Origin of the sequence: Halomonas sp. (assembly GCF_052095695.1) — a bacterium.
Lineage (GTDB): Bacteria > Pseudomonadota > Gammaproteobacteria > Pseudomonadales > Halomonadaceae > Vreelandella.
The window spans coordinates 1-17,252 of record NZ_JBQDLQ010000072.1; the positions used below are offsets into that span (position 1 = coordinate 1).

General features: G+C 54.8%; 16 protein-coding genes and 1 pseudogene. 3 read left to right on the forward strand and 14 right to left on the reverse strand.

Annotated elements, in window-relative coordinates; translation table 11 throughout:
• From ACTH5D_RS13500 to ACTH5D_RS13510, 3 genes are all read right to left on the reverse strand, one after another.
• A partial coding sequence (locus tag ACTH5D_RS13500) for a DNA ligase LigA-related protein (protein WP_441672101.1) occupies positions 1 to 480 on the reverse strand: 480 nt, incomplete at its 3' end.
• Between the two features lie 154 nt (positions 481 to 634).
• Complete coding sequence (gene zipA / locus ACTH5D_RS13505; RefSeq protein WP_441672103.1) at positions 635 to 2,422, reverse strand: cell division protein ZipA; 1,788 nt, start codon at positions 2,420 to 2,422, stop codon at positions 635 to 637.
• A gap of 501 nt (positions 2,423 to 2,923) precedes the next feature.
• On the reverse strand, positions 2,924 to 3,835 hold the full coding sequence (locus ACTH5D_RS13510) for a LysR family transcriptional regulator (protein ID WP_441672105.1): 912 nt from the start codon (positions 3,833 to 3,835) through the stop codon (positions 2,924 to 2,926).
• Positions 3,836 to 3,893: 58 nt separating this feature from the next.
• Here ACTH5D_RS13510 and ACTH5D_RS13515 point away from each other — a divergent pair, with 58 nt between their 5' ends.
• Positions 3,894 to 5,063, forward strand: coding sequence for a mandelate racemase/muconate lactonizing enzyme family protein (locus tag ACTH5D_RS13515; protein WP_441672107.1), 1,170 nt, complete (start codon positions 3,894 to 3,896; stop codon positions 5,061 to 5,063).
• Between the two features lie 25 nt (positions 5,064 to 5,088).
• Here the strand turns inward: ACTH5D_RS13515 and smc are convergent, their stop codons facing one another.
• The 10 genes and pseudogenes from smc to ccmA form a co-directional block, all read right to left on the reverse strand.
• Positions 5,089 to 8,583, reverse strand: coding sequence for a chromosome segregation protein SMC (smc, locus tag ACTH5D_RS13520; RefSeq protein ID WP_441672109.1), 3,495 nt, complete (start codon positions 8,581 to 8,583; stop codon positions 5,089 to 5,091).
• An 83-nt stretch (positions 8,584 to 8,666) separates the two neighbouring features.
• A pseudogene (gene ccmI, locus ACTH5D_RS13525) lies at positions 8,667 to 9,536 on the reverse strand (c-type cytochrome biogenesis protein CcmI); the annotation flags it as partial.
• Positions 9,533 to 10,003 (reverse strand): cytochrome c-type biogenesis protein, encoded by a 471-nt coding sequence (locus tag ACTH5D_RS13530; protein WP_441672111.1) that lies wholly within the window; start codon positions 10,001 to 10,003, stop codon positions 9,533 to 9,535. The gene ACTH5D_RS13530 and the pseudogene ccmI, both read right to left, overlap by 4 nt.
• Entirely contained in the window at positions 9,994 to 10,521 is a 528-nt protein-coding gene (locus tag ACTH5D_RS13535; RefSeq protein ID WP_441672113.1) for a DsbE family thiol:disulfide interchange protein, read from the reverse strand. Before ACTH5D_RS13535 ends, ACTH5D_RS13530 begins: the two co-directional genes overlap by 10 nt.
• A complete protein-coding gene (locus ACTH5D_RS13540; RefSeq protein ID WP_441672115.1) occupies positions 10,518 to 12,527 on the reverse strand; it encodes a heme lyase CcmF/NrfE family subunit in 2,010 nt (669 codons plus the stop codon). Before ACTH5D_RS13540 ends, ACTH5D_RS13535 begins: the two co-directional genes overlap by 4 nt.
• 51 nt (positions 12,528 to 12,578) lie before the next feature.
• Complete coding sequence (ccmE, locus tag ACTH5D_RS13545; protein ID WP_441672117.1) at positions 12,579 to 13,043, reverse strand: cytochrome c maturation protein CcmE; 465 nt, start codon at positions 13,041 to 13,043, stop codon at positions 12,579 to 12,581.
• Entirely contained in the window at positions 13,033 to 13,221 is a 189-nt protein-coding gene (gene ccmD, locus ACTH5D_RS13550) for a heme exporter protein CcmD (protein ID WP_441672119.1), read from the reverse strand. Before ccmD ends, ccmE begins: the two co-directional genes overlap by 11 nt.
• Entirely contained in the window at positions 13,221 to 13,988 is a 768-nt protein-coding gene (locus ACTH5D_RS13555; RefSeq protein ID WP_441672121.1) for a heme ABC transporter permease, read from the reverse strand. The genes ccmD and ACTH5D_RS13555 overlap by 1 nt, the downstream gene beginning before the upstream one ends.
• 14 nt (positions 13,989 to 14,002) lie before the next feature.
• Positions 14,003 to 14,671: a heme exporter protein CcmB gene (gene ccmB / locus ACTH5D_RS13560; protein WP_441672131.1), complete on the reverse strand. Its 669-nt coding sequence runs from the start codon at positions 14,669 to 14,671 to the stop codon at positions 14,003 to 14,005.
• Positions 14,672 to 14,807: 136 nt separating this feature from the next.
• Entirely contained in the window at positions 14,808 to 15,428 is a 621-nt protein-coding gene (gene ccmA, locus ACTH5D_RS13565; RefSeq protein ID WP_441672123.1) for a cytochrome c biogenesis heme-transporting ATPase CcmA, read from the reverse strand.
• Positions 15,429 to 15,737: 309 nt separating this feature from the next.
• Here ccmA and ACTH5D_RS13570 point away from each other — a divergent pair, with 309 nt between their 5' ends.
• The gene (locus ACTH5D_RS13570; protein WP_441672125.1) at positions 15,738 to 16,127 is read left to right on the forward strand and encodes a LexA family protein; all 390 of its coding nucleotides are present in this window, start codon (positions 15,738 to 15,740) and stop codon (positions 16,125 to 16,127) included.
• Entirely contained in the window at positions 16,127 to 16,744 is a 618-nt protein-coding gene (locus tag ACTH5D_RS13575) for an IMPACT family protein (protein WP_441672127.1), read from the forward strand. Before ACTH5D_RS13570 ends, ACTH5D_RS13575 begins: the two co-directional genes overlap by 1 nt.
• Before the next feature lie 72 nt (positions 16,745 to 16,816).
• On the opposite strand, the gene ACTH5D_RS13580 is transcribed toward ACTH5D_RS13575, so the two are convergent.
• A partial coding sequence (locus ACTH5D_RS13580; protein ID WP_441672129.1) for a sodium ion-translocating decarboxylase subunit beta occupies positions 16,817 to 17,252 on the reverse strand: 436 nt, incomplete at its 5' end.

Below are 17,252 nucleotides of genomic sequence, written 5' to 3' on the forward strand. Positions count from 1 at the left end.
CACCGAGCGCAGCGTGCGCAGGTTAGAGGTAATGCCTTCACCGCTACGGCCATCGCCTCGCGTCGCACCGCTCACTAACCTGCCTTGTTCGTAAACGAGCGACACGGCGGCGCCGTCAAGCTTAGGCTCGCAGCTAAAGGTAATCTCATCAGCAGCGCATTCCAGGCGATCAGCCACACGCTCGGCAAAGGTGTGGATATCTTCGCGGCTAAAGGCGTTATCGAGCGACAGCATGGGAATGGCATGCGCCACAGAAAAAAAGCCGTCCGCCGGGGTGGCACCCACTCGCTGGGTCGGCGAATCGCTGGTAATTAGGTTTGGATAACTGGCTTCCAACTGCTGCAAACGCTGCAGTTTGCGGTCGTAGTCGGCATCCGTCAGCGTCGGTTCATCCAGGATATAGTAACGGTGATTGGCCTCATCCAAGGCGGCGCGCAGTTGGTTTATCTCTTCTCGTGGCGGAGAATCAGACTGACTCATTAGAATGGGTTCCAGTACTCGCTAAAAGCGGCAGCGAAAATGCAAAATAGATATTTAAAACAGATATTGAAAACAGCACCCATTATAAAAGCAGACGCATAAACAAGAACACCCGCCCTCTGAAAGAAGGCGGGTGTTAGACAGCTAGCGCGAATTAACGTGCTTGCATATGGCGATGCAGTCGATGGCGGCGTTCAAATTCACGCACACGCTGGCGGGCGAATTCAATCGTTTGTGCAGTCATAACGCTACGATTTTCATCTTTCAGCTCACCACCCATGTGACGAACCAGCACCATAGCTGTCTCGACCATCGCCTCAAACGCAACGGAGCTGTCAACAGCGCCAGGCAGCGGCATCAGCAGCGTTACGCCGGGGGTCATGAACTCACCCATTTCCTGAATGGGGAAAGTGCCCGGCTTAACCACATTAACCATCGAGAACTGTAGCTCGCTTTCTTCGCTTTCAGTCTCAAAGCGGTGGAAAATGCCCATCCCACTGCTGTAGCGCAAACCACACACCATCATGAGTTCAAGCAGTTTACTACCGTCAAAGCCTTCGGGATCACGCGATAGCACGCTGATAACCACGACTTCTTCAGCGCTGGAAAGCGTCTCTTTCGCATGCTCGCCATTAACGTCATGGCGTAAGGCTTTTTCTAACGTGGGATGAACGCGAACCCGCTGACTTGACTCACGCTCACTAGCGGACCGTTCATCAAAAGACTCGTCGCTAGCGTACTCGTCGCGCTCATCAGCGTGGTCATCGCTTTCTTCATAAGCGAAAGAGCTTTCTGAATAATTGTCGGAATAGCTTTCCGTCTCGCGACGCGTCTCTTCTTCAGCGATACGCTGCTGTGCCGCCAGTCGATCAGCTGCCGCGGCGTTGGCAGCGACTTCGCGTGCCTGCGCCTGTTCTTGAGCTAGTCGAGCACGCTCAGCATCAGCGGCCTCTTTAGCCTCACGACGCTGTTCGGCTTCTAATACCTTGCGCTCTGCCTTCTGTTTTGCCAACGCTTTATCGCGAATGGCTTTTTCGGCTTTTTTACGCTGGCGTTCTAAACGACGTTCAATGAGACGACGTTTAAACGATCGGCCCATACCTTCAAAATCAACCAGACGATATTCGTCTACCTGATCATCGTCTAACTCTTCGTGCTCTCCAACGGTATCGGAGCGCAGCTTACGACGCTTGGGTGCCGCGTCGCTGGCAGCGTGTTTTGCAAACGCGGCATCTTCCGGCTCGGCACGCAGCACGTTCTCGCGTTTGGGCTGCACCGGAGCTTCCACTGATTCGCTTGCGCTTATAGTAGCCGCAACAGGCGTCGTCACTACTTCCGGCGCGACGGATTCTGAGCCAACCGGCTCTGCCGCCGATGCTTGAACAGAAGGCGGTGTCTCGGTAGCCACTGATGTATCGGCAATAGAAGCAGTCGCAGGCTGCTCAGCCTGCGGTGCAGCAAAAGAAACACTGGGTTCGCGGCGCTCATGTTCAGGCGCTGTATCAGCAATGTTGACTCTATGACTAGCCGTCGGCGTATTAACCTGAGGTGCTGCGGGCGACGCTTTAGCAACCGCTAGCGCTTCAGCTTTCTCGGCTTTTTCAGCTTTACGCTTAGCGACCTTAGCTGTGGCAGAGCGCCTAAACTCAGCAAGTACTCGTGAGGCACCTGGATGCTCTTGACGTTCTAACTTTGGCTTACTTCCTAACCCGCTATAATCTGCAGGTTTAATAACTCGGGCGCCACCGTTAGGAAGCTCCCAATTAATCTCGGCTGCTTTAGCAGCATCATCAGGGTCTTCTAGCTGACTAGCTGAAAGATCCTTCTCTGCCTGGTCAAGGCGGGGTACACGACGCTGTCGTTGAAGTCTTCGCGCACCGTCTATAACGATGAGCGATACCAACGCTAGCCCTAATATAATTAGCCACTCTCTTAGTTCCATGTCGAACGTTCCATGGTCATCTTGCCGGTTGCTAAGGCACTGTGTCTAAAAATTCATGCCTAAATAAAGGTAACGGCGATTAAATAAATACTTGCCATTAATACCACCAAGCATAGCGCGAATGCTATGAAAAGGGCCACTTTTTACTCTATTTCGCACAATTTTTGCACATTAGCAAAGCATTGACACGGTTAAAAGCAAAAAAATAGACCTTAACTTCAAACAAAAGTGCAGCGAGCATTTGATCTAAGCTTTTTTAAGCCGCTCTATATAGACCCCATAGAAGCAAGAAAGGATGAATTAATCTTAGGAAATAACACTACCACTTCCTCATTAAACATGCTTATCACTTCAAGCTTGAGCCTCTATCTTTAGGCTGCTTAAGGACCGCAAGATCAACTTTAATAGAGGTAATATAGTTAAGTTGAGCACTTTAGGACATTTTTTTACACATTTAAGTTAATGTTTATGAGCCTATGATTAACAAACAACTGTTTAAATTTACAGCTTATTCCAAAATACTTCGGCCGCCGCAGTTAATGGAGCAACGGAGCGGATAAGGTGTATTTGTAAGGTAACATCCCAGCTTTGATCCAGCGCACGAACTAGGCGTCCATCGCTAATCTCTTGCTCTGCAAGGCTTTTTGGCAACCACGCCACCCCCTTTCCCTCCAGCGCCATGGACATTAACACCGCGGCTAAGTGGCTACTAAACTGAGGCTTAACGGCCAGAACCGCGGCTTTTCCATATAAACGGTGGGCCACAATACGGCCTAGGCCCGATGCTTCGGTGTAAGCCAAATAAGGCAACTGATGAGAGGGAATTTCTTGACTTACGTGACGACTCATCAACGCAATCAAGGTGTCTTCCCCCACCTGCTTGCTAATAAACAGCCCCGGAGCCAAAGGTGAAGGCACGGCAGGATGTCGGTGACAGAGCAAAAAAGGCACGTCTCCATGCACCAGCAATTTTTCACACCCCGCCATGCTATCGGAATGAAGACGAATGGCCTCAATCGGAGCGCCGTTATCTACCTGGCGAATCCAACGTGGGAAAAACGTAAACGAAAGCGAGTGAGTCGCGGCAAAGGGTAGCGTTTTGGCCATATGCCCAGCCACTTCTTGCGCCTCGGTGCGCAGCCGATAAAGGCGGCTCGTGGCTTCAGACGCGTCGGTTAAAATATGCCGCCCGGCTTCCGTCAGTGTGGTGCCTTGCGGCGTTCGCACGAACAGACTCACCCCCATCCACTGCTCAAGTGAACGTATCCTGCGGCTAAACGCTGGCTGGGTAATATGACGAGCGTCTGCAGCACGCACGAAACTACCGTGCTCCGCTAGGGCGATGAAATCTTCAAGCCAAACAAGTTCCACAGGCAATGCCATTTCAGCATGGGAGTTGCGCAGTAATAGCATTGGTTGCCTTGAATTACCACGGTTATTGTTAAGCACTAAACCGATAGAGGAATGCCCTATGCGCATCATTGAAATCCGCGAAAAAACTGTTTCTATTGCGTCACCCATCGCCAACGCTTATATCGATTTTTCTAAAATGACGTGCTCCGTGGTCGCCGTAGTTACCGACGTAGTACGTGATGGTAAGCCGTTGATTGGCTACGGGTTTAACTCGAATGGACGCTATGGGCAGGGAGCGCTGATGCGCGACCGTTTTTTGGATCGCATTAGCGAAGCAGCCCCAGAAAGCCTTATCGATCAAGAGAATAACAACCTTGATCCGTTTGCTATCTGGAAAACCTTAATGACCAACGAAAAGCCCGGAGGCCATGGCGAGCGCTCCGTAGCAGTAGGCACAATCGACATGGCCATTTGGGACGCCGTGGCTAAAATCGAAGGAAAACCACTCTATAAGCTATTGGCCGAACGTTACCGTAACGGCGTTGCCGACGATAAAGTGTGGGTATATGCAGCGGGCGGTTATTACTATCCCGGTAAAGACCACAGCAAACTACAAGATGAAATGCGCAGCTATTTAGACCGCGGTTATAACGTGGTCAAAATGAAGATTGGCGCAGCACCGCTTGAAGAAGATTTACGCCGCATTGAGGCAGTGATTAAGGTTGTGGGTGACGGCAGCCGCGTTGCCGTTGATGCTAACGGCCGCTTTGACCAAGCCACCGCTATCGCCTATGCCGAAGCGCTAAAGCCTTATAATCTATTTTGGTATGAAGAAGCTGGCGATCCGCTTGATTACGCTCTTCAAGCAGAGCTTGCTAATCATTACGACCTGCCTATGGCAACCGGCGAAAACCTGTTCTCGCATCAAGATGCACGCAACTTATTACGCCATGGCGGCATGCGTCCTGACCGCGACTTTGTTCAGTTTGACTGCGCACTCTCTTACGGCTTAGTTGAATACATGCGCACGCTGAAGGTAATGGAAGATCTGGGCTGGTCATCACGCCGCGTCGTCCCCCATGGCGGCCACCAGATGTCATTGAACATTGCAGCCGGCCTGCATTTAGGTGGCAACGAGTCGTATCCGGATGTTTTCCAACCCTTTGGTGGTTTCGCTGACGGTATTCAAGTTGAAAATGGCTATGTTGGCCTGCCGGACATCCCAGGCGTAGGCTTTGAAGCGAAGTCCAAACTCTACGCGGTCATGCGCGAACTAGGTGAGGGCTAAGAGTGAGGGCTAAGGACGAAAGCGCTTACTCAACCAGCGCGGCCGCCTCTTCAATACCTACCGAGACTAGTCTCGATACGCCGGGCTCTTGCATGGTCACCCCCATCAAGCGCTCGGCGGCTTCCATGGCAATTTTGTTGTGGGTGATGTAAATAAACTGCACGTTCTCAGACATTTCTTTCACCAGCTTGGCGTAACGCCCAACGTTAGCGTCATCCAGCGGCGCATCCACTTCATCTAGCATACAAAAAGGCGCGGGATTAAGCTGGAAGATTGCAAACACCAGCGACAGTGCCGTCAGCGCTTTTTCTCCGCCTGATAGCAGATGAATGGTGCTGTTCTTCTTGCCCGGCGGGCGGGCCATAATCGCCACCCCCGTTTCCAACAAATCATCGCCCGTCAGCGTTAACCATGCCGCACCGCCGCCAAACACACGCGGAAACAAAACTTGCAGCCCGGCATTAACCTGATCAAAGGTCTCCCGAAAGCGTATGCGCGTTTCTTGATCAATACGCTTAATCGCTCTTTCTAACGTTTCCAGCGCCTCGGTCAACTCAGCGTGCTGCGCTTCTAAATAATTACGTCGCTCAGCCTGCTGATCGTACTCTTCAATCGCGGCAAGGTTGATTGCCCCTAAGCGGCGTATCTTATCGGTGGTACCTTCCAGACGCTCTTGCCAACTCGTTTCAGTGGCCTCCTTAGGCAGCTGTTCGGCAAGCGCTTCAGCGTTATGGCCTAATTCTGCCAACTGCTCATCTTGAGTGGCGGCTTTCAAGACCAGCGCCTGCACGTCCATGCGCCGCTGCTGCAGCTGCTCACGGCTCTGCTCTAGATTGCGCTCATGCTGCTGGCGGGTAAGCTCATCATTGCGCAACTGTTCTGCCAGCGCTTGAGCCTGCTGACGGGTCGCGTTTAAGCGCCCTTCCTGCTGCTCACGCTGCTGCAGCAGCTCTTCAAGCTCTTCGCCTGCCAGCTCATCGGGCTCAATCAGCATTTCCCGTGACTCTTCCAGCTCGGCAATGCGCAGCGATAGGCGTTCTTCAGAGTCACTTGAGCGGGACTGCTGCGAGCGCAGGCTCGCGCGCTCGGCGTTTAAGCGTTCGCGCTCAAGCGCCAGCGCCTGCTGCTGCGCTTTAAGCGGCGAATACTGTTGGGTCAACTGGTCACGCTGTTCGCGCAAAAAGCGGCGCTTTTCCGAGGCCTGCTCGCGTCCTTCTGCGGTGCTTTCCAGCTGCGCCATCGCCTCGTTCCAGCGTACGCGCTGCTCATCCAAGGTAAGTACTAACTCCGCCTCATCCTCTTGCAGCTGGGCAAGCTCTTCATCCAGCTCCGTCGCGCGGCCGGCAAAATGCTCAAGGCGCTGAGCGAGGCTGCGCTCTTTTACCGCTAGCTGCTGTAGGCTAGCGGCGTGGCTGCGCTCTTGCTCAGCCTGCTGATCGCGGGCCTGATCTAGTGCCTCAATAGTCTCACTGGCGGCCTCACACTGCTCCTCAGCCAGTGCTAGCGCTTCTTCTTCGCTCTCACGACGCTCATTGAGCTCAGTGTAGCGTCGACGGATAAGCAGCAACCCATCAATACCCTCGCCGTTGGCCTGTTGGTGCAGCCAGCCACGGCCCAGCCAAAGGCCGTCGCGGCTCACCACGCTTTCCCCGGGCGCTAGGTGCGCAACCTGCTGCTGAGCTTCGGCCGCCGTTTCCGTATAGTGAACACTTGCTAACCATTCACTCAGAGCCCCGGCGCCTTTCACCAGGCTATCCAGCCGCTGGCCCGCGGTCGATGGCGCTGGCGATGCTTGATCAATCAAACACCAGTCGGTGGCCAGCGCATCAGGCAAGGCGGCAAGCTGATGGCTAGCGACCAGGCGAGCATTAAGCCACGGCGCTAGAAGCCAAGAAGTAAGCGCTTCCCAACCGGATGTCACTTGAAGCACCTCGCCCAGCTGCGGCGCCTGTTCGAGACCCAGCGCTTCCAGGCGAGCCCCAATATCAGGGTCATGATCCGCCAGGGCCGCATCCATCAGCGCTTGAAGGGATGCAAGTTCCCCCTGCCGCTGGCTTAGTGTGGCACGCTGTTGATCCCGTGACTGGGAGGCCTGTTGATACGCTGCTTTAGCATCGCTGTAGCGCTGCTGCCACTGGTCGCGCCCGGCGTGAAAGTCGTCGGCCTGCTGCTGAGCATCCGCTAACTGCGCGTGGCACACCGCGTGCTCTTCGCGCAGCTCGGTGAGATCAGCCACCTCGCTGCGCTGCTGACGGCGGCGCTGGCTTTCAGCCTGCAAGCGCTGAATTCGTTGCTCAAAATCCCGCAGCTGATCCTGGCTTCGCTCAGCATCTCGGCTGGCATCGCGCCAGCGCGTTTCAGCGTCGACCCACTGCTGCTCGACCGCTTCCAGCGCAGGAGATGCATCGGCCAGCGATTGCTCCAGGCGCTCAAGCTGCTCTTCCAGCGCGTCGTGTTCTGGCTGCAAATCGTCAAAGCGTTCATCAATCGCGGCTAAGCGAATCTGGTCGCCTTCACTAACGCGCCGCTGCTCATCTAACTCACCGTGGGCGGTGGCTATATCGCTGGCCAGCTGCGCTTCACGGCTGCGGCGGTGGGCCTGGTCTTGCTCCAGGCGAGCAATACCCGTGGTGGTTTCAAAAAACTGCTGCTGATGACGATCGAGCACTTCAGATAGCTCGTCATGCTGCTCGCGGGCTTGTTCCAGCCGTGTTTCACATTGGCGAACGCCAAAGACATCTTTTTCAACGGCGATTTCCAGCTCGCGAACGCGACTTTCTTGATGTGACTGTTCGACGCGCAGAGTTCGGCCGCGTAATAGCGCAAGCTCACCTTTGAGGCGATACTCCAGCTGTTTCAACTCTTGATAACGCTTGGCGGCTTCAGCCTGGCGCTTAAGCCGATCTAACTGTTTATCCAGCTCTTCGCGAATATCGTTAAGACGTTCCAAATTCTCCTGGGTCCGCCGCATGCGGTTTTCGGTTTCCCGGCGGCGCTCTTTATACTTGGAGATGCCCGCGGCTTCTTCTAGCGTCGAGCGTAGATCATCGGGGCGAGCTTCAATCAGTCGCGAAATCATGCCCTGGCCGATAATTGCATAGGAGCGCGGCCCCAGGCCGGTGCCCATAAACAGATCGGCGATATCCCGACGCCGGCACTTTTGGCCGTTGAAGAAATAGTTGGACTGGCCATCGCGGGTTACGAGTCGCCTAACGACAATTTCAGCATACTGGGCATAGATACCGCCCATGCCGCCGTCGCGATTATCGAATTTTAGTTCGATGGATGCTTGGCTGATAGGTTTACGGCCGGTCGAGCCGTTAAAAATAACGTCGGCCATGGATTCGCCGCGCAGCGTTTTCGCCGAAGACTCGCCCATCACCCAGCGCACGGCATCAATAATATTGGATTTTCCACAGCCATTGGGGCCCACAATGGCGGTCATATTGCCATCAAAAGGCACCGTCACAGGGTCGACAAAGGACTTAAAGCCGACCAAACGTATGGAGGTTAAGCGCATAGCGAGACCACGCCTTGGTTATTCAAAAATGATAGCTATTTAAGTGCACGGCTGTTCACTACTTCGTCGACGTTTTCTTCGAGCTCTTCGGAAGCCGCATTTATCCGCTCTTGGGCGATGCGAATACCCTCTCGCAACGAGGCGGCGGTATCCGTATCGGCACTATTAGCGACCGCCCGACGCCAGCGGTCTATTGCCTGTTCGTAATCGCCATTATCAAAGGCGTGCAGCCCCAACATCCCTAGTACGGTGGGCTCACGCGGGTCTTTTGACAGCGTTTCATCTACCAGCGCCTGTACCTCATCGGTAAGCTCTCGCCCGGCCATAAAAAAACGAATCTGTGCGAGCTGAGCCAGCAGCGGTGGAAGACGCCCTTCAATATCAATCAGGCGTTCCAAGGCACCCACGGCCTGAGGCATCTGTCCCGTTTCGCGATAAAGCGGAAACAGCGTGCCCCACACATTGGGATTGTTCGGCTGGCGTTCCGCCTGCTCTTGCATACGTTCAATATACATATTAAGCGATCCTTCCGGGTCTTGCTGTACGGCTTGCTGCACCGCAAGTAGGATCAGATCGCCTTCAGCGCCCTTTTGCTGATACCACACCACGCTAACCGCCACCACCGCCACCATTATCAACGGCACCGCTAAACGCCCGGCGTGGGCAGGTTTAAGCGGGCGCTGCTCGCGCACGGCAGTGTCTTCTAGCAGGCTACGCTCTAGCTCCAAACGGTCTTCTTCAAAGCGTTCGACGTCAATGTCGCCACGCTCATGTGCGGCTTCAAGCGAGGCAAGGCGACGCTTGAAAATAGCGACGTTCTGCTCGTCAGAGACGTCGTTGGCTTCAAACTGGCGCTGCTGTTCATGCAGTGCACGCGCATTCCTGAGCGGCGATACTAACAGCCATAGCGCGGGTAGCAATAAAACGGCAATCGCAATCCAAAGCAGCGTCATGAAGGCCTCTTACGGTTAATCAGCGCTTCAACACGCTGGCGCTCTTCCGCACTTAGTGCTTTGGCAGAGGCATTACGGCGGGCGCGGATCATCAGTAAAACCACCAGCGCTCCCAGTATTACCAGCGCAATGGGCAACCCCCAAAGCAGATACGTGCGGTTCTCTAAGCGCGGATTGTACAGAATATACTCACCAAACCGCTGCACCATATGGTCAACAATTTCGATATCCGACCGGCCTTCTTGCAGCAGCTGGTAAATGCGATCGCGCATGTCTGCGGCAATCGGCGCGTTAGAGTCACCGATGGCCTGATTTTCACACAGCGGGCAGCGCATGGTGGCGGTTAAATCGTGATAGCGCGCCTGCATCACCGGGTCGTCAAATTGACGCAGCTCAATCCCGCCCGCTGCCGCACTAAAGGCGACGATCATTATCAGCATTGCTGCAACGGCACGCATTAACGCCATTTCTCCACCTCCGGAAGAATCCGTTCGCGCACGTCATCTGGTGATATATAGCCTTTGTGGTGATAGCGAATCACGCCGTTGGCATCGACAATAAACGTTTCTGGCGCACCGTAAACGCCAAGATCAAAGCCTAGCTCGCCCTGGGGATCAAACATATTGGTCTCAAACGGATCGCCAAATTCGTTGAGGAACGCTAAGCCCTTCTCGCGAGTATCACGATAGTTGACGCCCATCATACGAACATCGTGATCCGCCAACTCTAAAAGCTGCGGCATCTCTTGCTTGCACGCGGGACACCACTCGCCCCAGACATTCACCAACGTCACCTCGCCTTTCAGCAGTGTTTGGTCAACGCGCTGATGCTCATCGCGCAGCGTGACTGCCTCAAAGTTTGGAAACGGCCGTTCCATAAGCGCTGAATCGCGCTGCGCAGGGTCCAGCGACAAACCTTTGTAAAAGAACAGGGCTAAGCCTAAAAAACACAGCGGCAGCAGCAACAGCAGTAACCGTCGCTTCATAGTGTGACCTTCTGCGCAGCATAGCGCTGGGCGGTCGAAGCGGGTGTCTCACGCGCTATGGCGACACGGCGATAGCGCTTATCGAGCACTGCAAGTACTCCGCCAAAAGCCATCAATAAGGCGCCTAGCCAGAGCCAGCGCACAAACGGCTTGTACTGAACACGCATTGCCCAGCTGCCGTCGCCCAGGTCTTCGCCCATTGCCACGTATAGGTCGCGAAATAGCCCAGGCCGCAGGGCGACCTGGGTCATCGGCATACCCGTCGCTAGATAAAGACGCTTTTCAGGGCGCATAGCGAAGCGGCGCCCTGACTCGCCACGCTGCACCTGAATTATCGCGGTATCGGCCAAAAAGTTAGCACCGCGACGCTCGGTCAGTTCGCTCAGGGTGAACTGATAGCCCGCTACTTCTACCGTGGTGCCTGGCGACATGCGCACGTTGCGTTCAATGTTGTAGTTAGAAACAACGGTCACACCAACAATGGTGACAGCTACGCCCACGTGGCCCAGCACCATGCCCCAGTAGGACAATGAAAGCTTGCGTAGCCCCGCGGAAAACGAGCGGGCATGGCGGGTTTTATCAACGATATCGCGCAGTATCGGCAGTACAACCCACAGCGCAGAGACAATGCCTAGAGAGACCAAAAGATTCCACTCGCCGCGATATAGCAGCGGCATTACTGCCCCAATGACCAGCGCTGCAGCGCCAGCCCACCAAAGCTTATGGATAAGGTCTTTAGCCGCCATACCTTTCCAACGGGCAGCCGAGCCAAGGCCCATAAACACACACATCATCACGGTTAATGGCACAAACAGCGCGTTAAAGTAAGGCGGCCCCACGCTGATTTTCCCAAGGTTGAGAGAATCTAGAATCAACGGGTAAACGGTGCCGAGCAAAACAGTCACGGTCATAATGACGAGAAAGACGTTATTGATCAGCAGTAACGCATCTCTAGAGAGCCAGTTGAAGCCGATGCTATGGCTCACACGCGGTGCGCGCAAAGCGAAAAGCAACAGTGACAGCGTTACCGTAATGGCCAACAGAATCAGAATAAAGAGCCCACGGTCGGGGTCGTTGGCGAAAGCGTGCACGGAGGTTAATACGCCGGAGCGCACTAGAAAAGTCCCCATCAGCGACAGCGAAAAGGTCGCAATCGCTAGCAGCACGGTCCAGCTTTTAAAGGAGCCGCGTTTCTCGGTCACCGCCAGCGAATGAACCAGCGCGGTGCCGGTTAGCCAAGGCAATAGCGAGGCATTTTCAACGGGGTCCCAAAACCACCAGCCGCCCCAGCCAAGCTCGTAATAAGCCCACCAGCTGCCCAGCGCGATTCCTACGGTCAAAAATGCCCACGCCACATTGGTCCAAGGCCGCGCCCAGCGCGCCCAGGCCGCATCTAGCCGGCCGCCCAACAGCGCTGCGACAGCAAAGGCGAACACCACAGAAAAGCCCACATAGCCCATATAAAGCATCGGCGGATGAACGATAAGCCCAATGTCCTGCAGCAGCGGATTCAGATCAGCGCCGTCTGACGGCATATTGGGCAGCAATCGTGCGAAAGGATTAGAGGTGATCAGAATAAACAGTAAAAACCCAACGCAGACCATGCCCATGACGCCCATCACTCGGGCGACCATATCCCGCGGCAGGCTACCGGTGAATCTACTCGCAGCAAATCCCCAGCCTGCCAGCATCAAGCTCCACAGCAGCACCGAGCCTTCATGATTACCCCATACCGCACTGAATTTGTAATACCAGGGCAGCAGCGAGTTGGCATTATTGGCCACATTCGCCACGCTAAAATCGTCGAGCATATAGCTTGCGGTTAAACAGCCGTAGGCAATGGCGACAAACAAAAACTGCCCCGCCGCCATCGATTGGCCGTAGGCCATCCATAGAGGCCGTCGCGTTGCCGCGCCGGCAAGCGGTATCACTGCCTGCACCACCGCCATGAGCAGCGCAATAATCAGCGCAAAGTGGCCAATTTCAGGAATCATTGTGATGAGCATGTGCACTCCGAATTGGCACTGGCAGGTCGGCAAGCAGACGCAATCGCATCATTACTTGCCAGCGGCACTGGTCTGATAGTCAGCCGGCGAATAACCCGCCTCTTTCAACGCCTGGGCCACTTCCGGCGGCATGTAATTCTCGTCGTGGCGGGCAAGAACCTTATCGGCATCCAAATGGCCGTCGGCCTGAAGCTCCCCCACTACCACAACGCCTTGGCCTTCACGAAAAAGGTCGGGCAAAATTCCGCTATAAGTGACCTGGAGATCATCGACATAGTCCGTCACGGTAAATTCGACGTCCAGGCTGTCAGGATCGCGGGCCACCGAGCCTTCTTTGACCATCCCACCGGCACGAATTTGTCGCGCCATGGGGGCGTCCCCCTGAGCGATCTGGACCGGACTAAAAAACAGATTAATATTAGCGCGCAGCGCGTACAGCGTTAGCCCCACGGCGATCGCCGCCAGCGACACCAAGCCTAGGATAACCAACAGCTTCTGTTTTCGTTTAGGCGTCATGGCGCGCTCCTTTCGAACGCCTGGCTCGTCGTCTCAAGACCTTCAGCAATTGACGCTGTTCAAGGCGCGCATGCCAAGCGCTGGCGAGCAGCAGCAGCACCGTGACACCCCAAGCAGACCAAACGTAAGGTGCATGGCCACCCATGGCTAGAAAGTCAGAAAAGGAAGTAAATGCCATTAGCGCACCTTCTTCGTTGAAGTGCTCAACATCGGGTCTGTCAGCAACTCTTGCACCCAGCGTTTACTGGCTTCTCGCCGCAGAATCTCGCTACGCGTTCGCATTAGCGTTATCGCGATAAAGAAGCAGTAAAAACCCAACAGCATGATGACTAACGGCAGCCACATTTGCGTGGGCATGGTCGGGCGCGAGGTTAACGTAAATGAAGCTGTCTGATGCAGGGTGTACCACCAATCAACCGAGTACTTAATGATGGGAATATTGATGACACCGACCATTGTCAGTACCGAAGCTGCACGGGACCCGCTATCGCGCCGGGTAAACGCGCGGCGTAAGGCGATGATCCCGAGATAAAGAAACAGTAGAATTAGCATTGAGGTAAGCCGCGCATCCCACATCCACCAGGTGCCCCAGGTAGGCACGCCCCACACGGCACCGGAAAACAGCGCCACAAAGGTCATCACCGCCCCGAACGGCGCCATGACTGTCGCCGCCATGTCAGCCACTTTAATTTTCCACACCATAAATACCAGGCCCGACACGGCCATGGCGATAAAAATAGATTGAGCTAAAAAAGCAGCCGGCACGTGTACATAAATAATCCGAAAGCTGTTGCCCTGCTGATAATCCGCAGGCGCAAATGCCAGCCCCCATAGCGAGCCAACGACCAACAGCAGCACCGCTGCAGCCCAAAACCAGGGCTGCATCTTGGCACTCATGTCATAGAACCACCGAGGCGATCCCAGCTTATGTATAAAGGCCCACATAACGTGTTCTATCCTCAACCGTTAATACTGATACGCAGCGATGCGGCAATCGCCCACGGCGCCAGCATAAGCGAGGCGGCGAGCAGCGCGCCCAAAATAGCTAAATGTGCGGCAACACCGCTGCCGACAATAGCCGCCTGCACCGCGCCCGCCCCAAAAATCAATACCGGGATCGTCAGCGGCAGCACCAGCAACGAGAGCAGCACGCCGCCGCGCGCCAGGCCGACGGTTAACGCTGCGCCAATCGCGCCAATCAAGCTTAGGCTGGCCGACCCAAGTGCGAGCGACAGCGCTAGCACGGCGTAGCTACCGGCGGGCAACGACAGCATAACGCCTAATAGCGGCGCTATCAGCGCTAAGGGTAAGCCGGTTAGCAGCCAGTGAACGACCACTTTTGCTAGGCTGAGCGCGGCCAACGAGTGCGGGGCCAGCAACAGCTGCTCAAGACTACCGTCGTCATAGTCGCTGCGAAACAGGCTATCGAGTGACAGCAGCGCGGCTAATAGCGCCGCCACCCAGAGCAAGCCCGGTGCAATCATTGCCAACAGCGCAGGGTCGGGCGAAATAGCCATTGGGAACAAGGTAATCACGAGCGCAAAAAACACTAAAGGATTAAGAATTTCACCGCGACGGCGAAGCAGCAGCGTTAAATCACGCCGTAGCGTGGCTTTTACCGCGATCATTAGCCCGCCCTTATGGTCGAGCAATGGCGCTATCGGGCCTGAAGGCTGTGAAGCGCTGCTGTAAGCGTAGCTCAGCGGGCGACTTGAAGGGCTTTCTGAAGAGCCATTGGACGTGCTATGCAACGCTGTCCTCCTTCTACCCCAGCGCTACCTGCCTCAGCAGCGGCGAGGCGGGCAGATCATGGTGTGTGGTGACGAGCACGCAGCCACCCGCCTTTGCATGCGCAACAAGCTGTCTTTCAAGATCAGCAATGCCGTTACGGTCAATCGCGGTAAAGGGCTCATCCAATACCCACAGGGCTCGCGGCGTCAGCGTTAACCGCGCCAAGGCCACTCGCCGCTGCTGACCCGCCGACAGTTGCCCGGCAGGCACTTCTTCAAAACCTGCCAACCCAATGCTTTCAAGCGCATTCAAACGCTGTTCTTCGTCGCCTTTTTCACCGTTCAGCGCCTGATACCACGTTAAATTTTCTAACGGCGAAAGCCCTGACTTTATGCCGGGGGCATGCCCCAAATAAAGCAGGTTAGCAAGAAAGTGGTCACGAGCCTTGCTCATTACTGTGCCATTCCAGAAAAGCGCGCCCTGATAGTCGCTGAACTGCCCGGAGAGGATCTTTAGCAGCGTTGTTTTGCCGCTGCCATTAGGCCCTTCAATACGCACGATCTCACCGCTACGAATATCCAGATCCAGTCCTTTAAATAGCCAGCGGTCATCACGTTCACAGCCAAGTCCTCGGGCTTGTAGATGCAGGCTCAAGCGTCACTCCAGGCATATTGATTTCGCGTCGAACTCTACACGGAAAGCTCCTTTCTCGCCACTTACACAACCGGCACTCAACCAGTGGAACAACGGACTCCAATGATCAATAAGACGAATTACTGCTAGCACTGTATGCAAAAACAGGCCTATACTAAAACCACTGTATGAAAAGACATGCTCCGCGCGACTCAGCACCGCCTGCACCGCTAAAGCGATTGCCTGCAGTCAATGCTTAAGGTCGCTACTTTTAAAGTCACTACGCATGAACGAAGCCTAATCAGGCAGCGTAGCAATGGAGATACCCAAATGACGATATCAATGGCAGCATCTACCGCTACGCTCACCCATAGGCAACCACTACCGCGGCCTTATACATTGGCGTCTACCGTTACGCGGCACAACACCTATGCGCTTAAAGTACGTGGCAATGCCATGCGCGATTGCAACTTATTCGATGGCGATGTCATTATTATTCGGCGTTACCAACACGATACCCAAACAGAAACCGCCATTGCCGAAATCAATCAGCAGAAAATAGCGCTGAAGCAGCTTTCCATAAGCCGTTCTGGCGTGCAGCTATGGCCAGAAGATGCACTGCAGCCAGCGCTCTTTTTGCATAATCGAGATATTCAGGTACTGGGTATGGTGATGGGTGTTGAACCTCATGTGAGCAAGTCTGCTATTACGGAGCATTAATGCGTTACCGGGTTCCCAAACTGCCTGCAACCATATGGCATACGGCTGACATTGACGTAGAGAAGAGCCAATTTATAACCTGGATATGTCACGCCCCTGACATTGGTGCGTTCACCGCCCTACTCAATGCTGCTAAAGCGGCACACCCCAATGCGAGCCATCACTGCACCGCCTACATTGCAGGACCACCGGGCGAGCAGAACTTGATTGGCTTCTCTGACGATGGCGAGCCTGGCGGCACCGCCGGCCGGCCAATGTATCAGGTGCTGCAAGGCAGTCAGCTTGGCCACATTGGCTGTGTCGTCATTCGCTATTTTGGTGGCACAAAGCTTGGCACCGGTGGTTTAGCCCGCGCCTACGCCCAGGCAGTCATCTATGCGCTTGATACATTGCCCACCTGCGAGGTCATTGAGCGCGATATCTACACTTTACGGCTGAGCTTTGCCCATGAAGCGATTGCTCGCGTCTGGTGCGAAGAGCATGATGTTCCTATTGAGCAAGCCGATTACGATGGAAGTGGCGTCCGCCTGGCCATTGGCTGGCCTCGGGACGATCCGTTTGATCTTTCTCCGCTGGAAAACCGCCTGAAGAGCTCTATAGACATTCTCACCAACTAGCCAGCCCATCAAAAAAACGCGACATACCGTAAGTGCCAGTATGCCGCGCTCAATTAGCTTGTTCCTGAACCGTTAGCCCAGATATTTAATCATTACCCCTGCAGCAACCGCAGAACCAATAACACCCGCCACATTGGGGCCCATGGCGTGCATTAGCAGGAAGTTATGTGGATTGGCCTCAAGCCCCACCTTGTTAGCCACCCGCGCAGCCATCGGTACGGCGGAAACGCCAGCGGCGCCAATCAAAGGGTTGATGGGCATTTTGCTCACCAGGTTCATCAGCTTAGCCATCAATACCCCGGCGGCCGTGCCGATGCCAAAGGCGATAATCCCCAGGCCCAGTATCCCCAGCGTCTCAAATGACAGGAAACTCTCCGCCATCAGCTTGGAGCCAACCGCTAGACCGAGGATAATGGTGACGATATTGATCAAGGCGTTTTGCGCAGTATCCGATAACCGCTCTACCACGCCGCACTCGCGCATCAGGTTACCGAAGCAGAACATCCCC